Annotated in this window: 1 protein-coding gene; it reads left to right on the forward strand. The window is 57.8% G+C overall.

Annotated elements, in window-relative coordinates; all coding sequences use genetic code 11:
* Positions 1 to 294: 294 nt before the first annotated feature.
* Positions 295 to 609: IS5 family transposase (locus tag PKF00_RS44930; RefSeq protein WP_271223759.1), on the forward strand; the 315-nt coding region annotated here is incomplete at its 3' end.

Genomic DNA, 609 nt, shown 5'->3' on the forward strand with positions numbered 1-609 from the left:
GACCAGCCATGTCGGGCGTCATCAGTAGCTTTAGGGTGGTTAGTGAAGCATTCGAAAATTGGCGAAGGTCACGAGAGAGGAGCTTGGCCCTGTTGAACGAGGCTCACGTCCGCGCGATCAATACGAGGTCCTACTGAGAGGGCGCCGAGATGGACAAGGATCAAATGTCCGATAATTGGCATTATCGGACATTGCGTAAGGTCCCGAATATCCATAACTTAGGTCATAAACTCATAAACGGGATTCCGTTTTTGGCCGAAGCCTGATTCAACCTTCGCGAGGAGGATATGGATCATGGGCCGTCGCCGCTACGAGTTGACCGATTTCGAGTGGTGGATCATCGAACCCTTGCTGCCGAACAAGCCGCGCGGTGTGCCGCGTGTGGACGATCGCAAGGTGCTCAACGGGATTTACTGGCGCTTGCGCACCGGGTCGCCCTGGGCGGAAATCCCGGAGCGCTACGGTCCGGCGACGACCTGCTACAACCGGTTCGTCCGGTGGCGCAAGCTGGGCGTCTGGGATCGGATATTCGACGCGATCACAGCGGCTTACGACGGCGACATCCAGATGATCGACAGCTCGTCGATCCGCGTTCACCAGCACGGGGCG

Origin of the sequence: Streptosporangium carneum, assembly GCF_027922005.1 — a bacterium.
In the GTDB taxonomy this organism is placed as follows: Bacteria; Actinomycetota; Actinomycetes; order Streptosporangiales; family Streptosporangiaceae; genus Streptosporangium; species Streptosporangium carneum.